Origin of the sequence: Pseudomonas sp. Irchel s3a12, assembly GCF_900187485.1 — a bacterium.
Classification (GTDB): Bacteria; Pseudomonadota; Gammaproteobacteria; order Pseudomonadales; family Pseudomonadaceae; genus Aquipseudomonas; species Aquipseudomonas neuropathica.
This window is the reverse complement of record NZ_FYDN01000019.1, coordinates 129,015-135,761: the sequence shown is the minus strand read 5'-3', so window position 1 is coordinate 135,761 and position 6,747 is coordinate 129,015. Positions and strand designations below refer to the sequence as shown.

The 6,747-nt window shown below is 59.0% G+C and carries 8 protein-coding genes and 1 pseudogene; all 9 read right to left on the bottom strand.

Translation table 11 applies throughout. The annotated features are described in order from the left end of the window. Positions 1-225: 225 nt before the first annotated feature. Positions 226-732: a phage major tail tube protein gene (locus CKW14_RS27020; RefSeq protein WP_095126498.1), complete on the bottom strand. Its 507-nt coding sequence runs from the start codon at positions 730-732 to the stop codon at positions 226-228. Beyond that, complete coding sequence (locus CKW14_RS27015; RefSeq protein WP_034154903.1) at positions 732-1,898, bottom strand: tail protein; 1,167 nt, start codon at positions 1,896-1,898, stop codon at positions 732-734. Before CKW14_RS27015 ends, CKW14_RS27020 begins: the two co-directional genes overlap by 1 nt. Before the next feature lie 2 nt (positions 1,899-1,900). After that, positions 1,901-2,086 carry a hypothetical protein gene (locus CKW14_RS27010; protein WP_095126497.1) on the bottom strand — a complete coding sequence of 62 codons (186 nt, stop codon included), beginning with the start codon at positions 2,084-2,086 and terminating at the stop codon, positions 1,901-1,903. A 101-nt stretch (positions 2,087-2,187) separates the two neighbouring features. Beyond that, positions 2,188-2,613, bottom strand: coding sequence for a phage tail assembly chaperone (locus CKW14_RS27005; protein ID WP_095126496.1), 426 nt, complete (start codon positions 2,611-2,613; stop codon positions 2,188-2,190). A gap of 754 nt (positions 2,614-3,367) precedes the next feature. Beyond that, positions 3,368-4,165: pseudogene (locus CKW14_RS30285) on the bottom strand (phage tail protein); the annotation flags it as partial. After that, positions 4,166-4,801, bottom strand: a complete 636-nt coding sequence (locus CKW14_RS26995) for a phage tail protein I (RefSeq protein WP_095126494.1) — start codon at positions 4,799-4,801, stop codon at positions 4,166-4,168. Then, entirely contained in the window at positions 4,798-5,793 is a 996-nt protein-coding gene (locus CKW14_RS26990) for a baseplate J/gp47 family protein (RefSeq protein WP_095126493.1), read from the bottom strand. The genes CKW14_RS26995 and CKW14_RS26990 overlap by 4 nt, the downstream gene beginning before the upstream one ends. Next, the gene (locus tag CKW14_RS26985) at positions 5,790-6,122 is read right to left on the bottom strand and encodes a phage baseplate protein (RefSeq protein ID WP_016985063.1); all 333 of its coding nucleotides are present in this window, start codon (positions 6,120-6,122) and stop codon (positions 5,790-5,792) included. The genes CKW14_RS26990 and CKW14_RS26985 overlap by 4 nt, the downstream gene beginning before the upstream one ends. A 15-nt stretch (positions 6,123-6,137) precedes the next feature. After that, positions 6,138-6,746 (bottom strand): phage baseplate assembly protein V, encoded by a 609-nt coding sequence (locus tag CKW14_RS26980; RefSeq protein WP_095126492.1) that lies wholly within the window; start codon positions 6,744-6,746, stop codon positions 6,138-6,140. Position 6,747: the final 1 nt, after the last annotated feature.

Below are 6,747 nucleotides of genomic sequence, written 5' to 3'. Positions count from 1 at the left end.
CAGATGCATTCTTTATCGGCGCTTGGGTGAAAGGAGGAGGGGCGAAATCTCCCACGGTCTGTGCTGCGTCAACAGTCAGAATCGAGCCTTGTCCCTCCTCCTCCCTTCAAGTCCTACCATACAAGCGTGCCTGCTCGCGAAAGCGGTCGTTCAGTCACATTGATGTTGAATGTGCCAAAGGCTTCGCGAGCAGGCTCGCTCCCACAGGTTTTGTGGTGTAACGGGTTACGGCATCAACACCGCACGCCGGGCATCACCGAGGATGTCGACGCCGTTGAGCACGAACTTCTGGGTGCGCACGTCGATGTCGATCACCGGTACACCGTTTTCCAGACGGTTGTAGGTGCGGCAGGACAGCTCCAGGTTGGTCTTGGGTTTCTCCCCCATCTTCACCGCGGTTTCCTCAAGGGATTTCAGCTTGCCGCCAACGGTGTGGTAGGTGAACCAGGTGTTGCCATCCTGATCCTGACCGGCTTCACGCACGTTCAGCAGGATGTCGTCGCCCAGCTTCACGCCCAGTGCGAGCATGACTTCTGTGCCCATGCCTTGCAGGGTCAACTTGGCGTTGAGCGCTTTGCCGCCCTTGACCATTTCCTCGACGATGAAGCGGCCGCCACGCATTTCTTCCACGTCGAATTCGATCTTCGGCGGGGTGAATTCTTCAACGGTGGCCGACAGCGGCAGGCCTTGCAGGGTGGCCGCGATGGCCTGTCTTACGCGGTTGGTAAACATTAGAGAACGTCCTCCAGGAACTGCTCGATGATTTCATCGCGGGCGTTGAGTTGATAAACCATGTGTTCGTTCGGCGCGTAGCGGCCGTAGTCGATGACCACGTACCAGGTGCCGTTCTTGTACTTCTCGACGCTGTTGAGTTCCGGGTGCAGATACACGCTGCCGCCAGGAATGGTTTCGTCGGCGACCAGGGTTTGCAGCCAGTCGTTGATGCGCTTGACCTCTTGATCCATGAAGGACTTGGTGAGGTTCTTGGCCATGGCTTTCTGGCCGGCCTTGACCAGCTTGCGGCTGATCGCATCTTCGAGGCCGACGTAGCTGATGAACTTGCCGGTGATCGAGCGGTTACCCAGCAGCGAGAAGCCGCCGAGCACGGTGCGGGCGTAGTAGCTGACGCCGTAGCGGTTGAGCAGATCGCCTTCGGTGGAAGTGTCGAGGATGTTGTATTCAACGACCCGCGAAACGTCTTCGGCGTAGGTCACCTGGTTGCCCGGGCTCTCCCACTGCTTGACCTTGGCCAGCGCGGCAATCGCCAGACTCGACGGCGACAGAAAGACGTTTTTCTTCGCCGCTTTCGAATACACAGCGGGCATGTTGTGCACCACCAGGCAACGGTCGAAACCGAGGTCGGCACCGCCCAATTCCTGGCTGTACAGCACTTGATCGGCGACCGAGGCGTCCTTGCCGTCCAGCACCACTCGGGCCTTGATGCGCTTGCCGAACGAGGCGAACTCGCTGGCCACTGCTTTGGTGCCGGTGAAGCCCGGCGCACCGATGATGGTCAGGTCTTCCGGAACGCTGCCCAGCGCAGCCAGACCGAGCTTGCGGCCAGTCAGTGGATCGACGCCGCCGATCACGTTGTTGACGGTGTCGGCCGGGGTTGCGCCCGCTTCGACGATGACCACGTAGACCGGCACCTTGACCACTTTGAGGATCTGGTAAACCGCGTGGTACAGGGTGCCCTCTTCCGAACCGGTCGGATCGAGCAGCGCGTGGGTGGTGAAGCTGTTGATGCGGAACGGTGCGTTACGCGGAATCAGCGGATCGGCTTTCGGCGCAGTGCCGACCAGACCGATAACGTTGTCCCCCAGGCCACCCATGGCCTCGGGGGATTCGGTGGCATTGACGGTAATGCCGTTGTGCTCGAAGTTCAGAACCTCAGCCATATTCAGTCAGCCTTCTTGGCAGCGGCCTTTTTGGCCTGGGTGGTGGGGGTTTTCAGTTCCAGTCGACCGGCGAAGTGCAAGGCACTGGCCTCGACGTCGAGCAGATCGAGTTCTTGACCGACGCTCGACCAGTGCCCACCGCCGGTGGGGAATGGGACGAGTACGGTGTAGGGTTGGCGGGTTGCCATTTTTCGTTTCTCCATAAACGGGAAAGCCCCTCTTGGGGAGGGGCTTGGCGGGTGTTGGGTGGTTTGATACGGATAAGAAAACGCCCCGGAGTAAGGGGCGTTTATAGGGGCTGTAGCGAGAGCCATGCAGGCGCTTGAGGTCGGTGTGCCGACAACGGAAACTCCCCCGCCTCCGGCCAGTTACGCAATGCGCGACGATAAGACTGCAACTGACCATATTCCTCCGGAGCCAGCGTCGTGTTCTGACCTTCTTCTTGCTCGTCACGATGCCTGGCGACAGTGCCGTCCGTTTCCGCCAGTTGCTGATCGCGCCAGTAGCGTTCGGCGGTCGCTAATTGCTCGGGTGTAGCAGCAGGCCGGTCTTTTAAGATTGGGTAGCCTTCCGGACCCGCCTCAATTATTTGCCCGTTACTTTGCCCGTCCAGCAAACGAAGATGTTCTTCTGTGGTAATCGGTACTATGTCAATAGGATGTTGGCCGGTAAAACCCGGATCATAAAATCCATTTTTTGATGGTGAATAGTGCATTGGTCGTCCCTTACTTTCCTTTTGCAGTCCAATATATGGCGTTGACGTCATTTGCAGGCAGACCGGTATCGACAAAGCTGAATCCACTCAACGACGTGCTATTGACTACGATCGTGCCCGAGGTAATCACCCCGTCCATCCGTTGAGTCATAATTGAAAAAGTGGATGTGGTGAACGCGGTGGGATAAACAACGGAAACCGTTCCGCCCGTGTTGTAACCAGGCAAAAAACCCCATTGCTCGATCAATCCGCTGGGGTCTTTTTTGTAACCGTTAGTACCTGTAAGCAAAGACTGAAACATCGGCGAATATTTCAGCGCAGCATCCCCCGAGTCCAGACTCCACCCGGGAGCAAGCAACAAGCGCCTGAAAACCGCAAAATTGCCTGGTTGAAGCACAACGCTAGTCAAGTTGGTTGTGGTGTTTACAGCTCCAAAGGTTTCTCCTGCCCGGGTCTTGACCGTTAGCCCCCCAGTACTTGTCAGATGTACCAAGCCCCCGGGAGGCACGCTGTTCCAATCGGGGAGCGTCGCCGTCAAACCTGCTGTGGTAAAGATCGACAGTTTCCCGACGTCGGCAACAGTCAACTGGGTGTTGGAGTCATAGTTTGTCTGGCCGGCGTAACTACCCAGCGCTCGTTGGACAAACTTCGTAGTTGCCAGAACATCATCATTGCTAAAAACGCTAGCCGTTGGCGCTGTCGGGCTGCCGGAAAACACCGGAGAACTGAGCGGTGCCAAGCCGAAGGTGATGTTTTGAAACACCAAAGCAGTAGTGCCGAGGAGCACAGGGCCATCGGTAACAAGCTGCCAGATCGTATCGGCTTGAGTTGTACCCTGCTCAACAGATACGGTCAGAGTTGGCGTTACCTTGAGATTAGAGTCGGCATCTTTTGCACGAACCCAGACTTCATTTGCAACAACGTACAGTCCATTGTCTTTCGATAACGTCTGGTTTTTCACCAGCACTCTGTCACCCGCAAGGACGGCGACACCATCAACGGTTTGTGCCGCTTTCAATGTAATATTACCAGTCGTAGCCACGCGCACCGACTGCTTGGCATCCAGCTTGGCAAGCTCATCCGCCACATACCCCGTGACCCATGCACGAGTCGCCTTCACCACCGTGTCATCAATCAACAACGTCACCAGCGACGCATTACTCGTCTCGAAAATCGAACGAATGTAGAACTCTTTACCCGACCCCGACGTCGCCAATACCGGTTTGAACGACTCCGGGTATTTGACGATGGCGTAAAGCACGCCAGTGTCAGTCCACAACCCCGCTTCCCGCACATACCAACCGCCAACATCCGGCGGAATAGTCACTTCAGCGAGCAGCCAGCTCGGATTCTTCTCGTCCTGGAACAGCGCATTGAGCGGCCCACGCCAGACTTCGCGTTTCAGCGCCGTGGCGGTCGCGGCCGGGTTGTAGACCGAGCCATTGCCGTCGCCGACAGAAATCTGCGTCAACTTGATCGGCGTGCCCGCGGCCTTGCACGCCGTTTCGTAGGCAATCCCTGCGTTGGTGAGCAGGGTGTAATAGTCAGCCATTCAGGCCCCCTGAGGATAAATAGTGGATGTTTCGACGGTGTACATACCGGCGGCCATGAACGCCTCTCCCGAGGTTTCGAGCCCTTCGATGAACACCGGATAAACCGTGGTCAGTTCGCCGCAGAAGGTCGCGGCGCCGATGACGTGATTGCCGAAGGCGCTTAACCCGACCGAGACCGACAGCACATCCCGTTCGCTTTTGGCATCGGCCAAGCGTCGGTCGAGACGGGCGTCGATTTCTTCGCTGTAGGGTTGGTCGCTGAAGGCTCGTACCGAAAAGCTGTACGGCGAGCCGGGCGGTGCCTGTTCGTACCAGGCGCGGATTTCCGGGCGCAGTTGCAAACCCTTGGCGGCGTTTTCCAGTGCCTTGCGAGTGCCGGCCTGACGCGCAGTGGGCCAGGCGAGTTCGACGGTCAGGCGCTTTTCCGCTTCGGGTGCGGCGGTGCTCCATTCGGCGACGCCGCGATCCGCTGCCAGATACGGCAGAAAGGCGACCGGCGTTTCGCTCGGGTTCATCAGTTCGGGGAACGGCGGCGCGATGCGATCCAGCAATGCGCCGAAGCCCAAATCCAATCCTCGCTCCAACGCCGAACTGTTGGCCGGCAGCAGCGTCGGGCGTTGAGTTTTTTCACTCATAGCGTCAGCACCTCAACCTCGACCGCCGTGCAGTACGGCGCTTGAAACGCGGTGGTCACGATCGGCGCCAGCGGTTCCAGAATCTGCAATTGCACGGCGCCGGCGCTGTGCAGCGTGTAGTCGATCCAGCTCGGATCGACCCGCCCTTCGAGGCGATGACAACTGTCGGCGTAAGCCTGCAATTGTTGCTGCGCGGCGACTTGGGTCAGGCCCGAATCGGGGCCGGAATTGATCTTGGCGACGACACGGATTTTGTAGCGTTGAATATCGGCAGCCTTGACGGTGACGAGGTCGGTTTCCGGACGCACATCGGTCCGGGCGAAGTGTTGGCGAACGCCTGCAAGCAATGCCTCGGACGGAGTGCCGTCACCGTCCCGCGCAAGCACGGTGACCTGCACTTCGCCAGGTGCGGTGCGGCGGCCATTGCCGTCCTTGACCTGCGCGGCGAGGCCATCCGGGTTGAAGGTGTAAGTGACATTCACCACACCGGCGTCGGTGGATTCGACTTTCACCTTTGGACGCTCGCCGAGGGTGAAGACCTCGCGGCGATACTGCATCCGCGAACCGGCTGCCGGTGCATGGGGCGCCAGGTAATAACGCAACCGGGCGTCGTCGTCGCTTTCGTAAATCGCGGGGACCGGCGGGAAGGCCGCTGGATCTCCCGGATCAAGCAACTGCCGTTCCAGGCCCATATCCGCCAGACGCGCATCGAGATTGCTGCCGGTCGCCCACCACGCCAGCATCTGCTTGATGCGGGCGTTGTATTTGCGTTCGTGGGTTTGCAGCCGAACGCAGAAGGCTTCAAGCGCCAGGGTGAGCAGTTCGCTTTCGTTTTCCAGGCTGGTCTTGAGTTTCGCGGCGCTGTCCGGCGAACGCACACCGACGTATTCAATGACGAAAGTCTTGAACTCGGCGAGCAAGTCTTCAAAGGCTTCAACGGTGATCAGCGCGGGTTCGGCCAATTGGTTCTGGCCGGGGATCAACATGCTCATGTCACGACCTCGAAGGTTTGTTGACGGTTTTTCCAGGTGCCGGCGAAGCGCAGCAGCAGACCCGCGCCCTGGCGGCTGGCGACGATCACTTGTGGCTGAAAATCATCGATACCGTTTTGCTTGTTGTAGAACGCTTGCGCGGCGTGGCTCTGGGCCAACAGCAGAACGTCGTCACCGAGGTTCTGCCCCAGCAGCGTGGGGATCAACGATCCGTACAACGGGCGTTTTTGCCGGGTGCCCAGCGGTGTGGTCAGGGCCCGGGTCGCGCGCTGCACAAATTGCAGCCAGTCGTCGACCGTGGCCCCGCTGTCTCTATCGATTCCGATCATGTGGAGGCTCTTGAATCATGGGCTGATGACACGGCCCTGGTGATCGACCAATGGACCGCTGAAGTGCACGCCCGAAGGGTCGATGGTCATGCCGACGGCACCCAGTTGCAGGGTGATCAGTTGTGGCGTCATCGCCAGTCGCGCCGGGCCGATGCTCAGTTCCAGCGACTCGCGAGAACCGCTGAAAGCCGTTGGGCCGTTTTGCCAGTGGAGGGTGTGCGTGGCATCGTCGTAGCCGCTTTCGCTGCCGTCGACATGAACCCGCCGCGTCAGCGTGGGGACAGTCGAAACGGGTGGAAAGCGATCACTGTTCAGGCCGAACAGGGCGACACTTTGTGCGCCACTTTCGCCGCTGCCGTAGTTGAACAGCAGACACTGCTCACCCACGGTCGGAATCCGCGACTCACTCTGTGCGCCGGCGCTGGGGTTGAAAAACTTGATCGCTGGCGTGAGCAAGCCACCGTGGCTGACCTGGCAGGTATTGCTCGCCGCATCGACTGTCTGGCAAATGCCGATGCGGCAGAAGCTTTCAGCGCGGCGGTGCAGGTCGTCGATTTCCGCTTCCATTTCGGCCAGGCGTTCGATGATCGGACCCAGTTGCATGCGCAATAACGCGTCGAACATC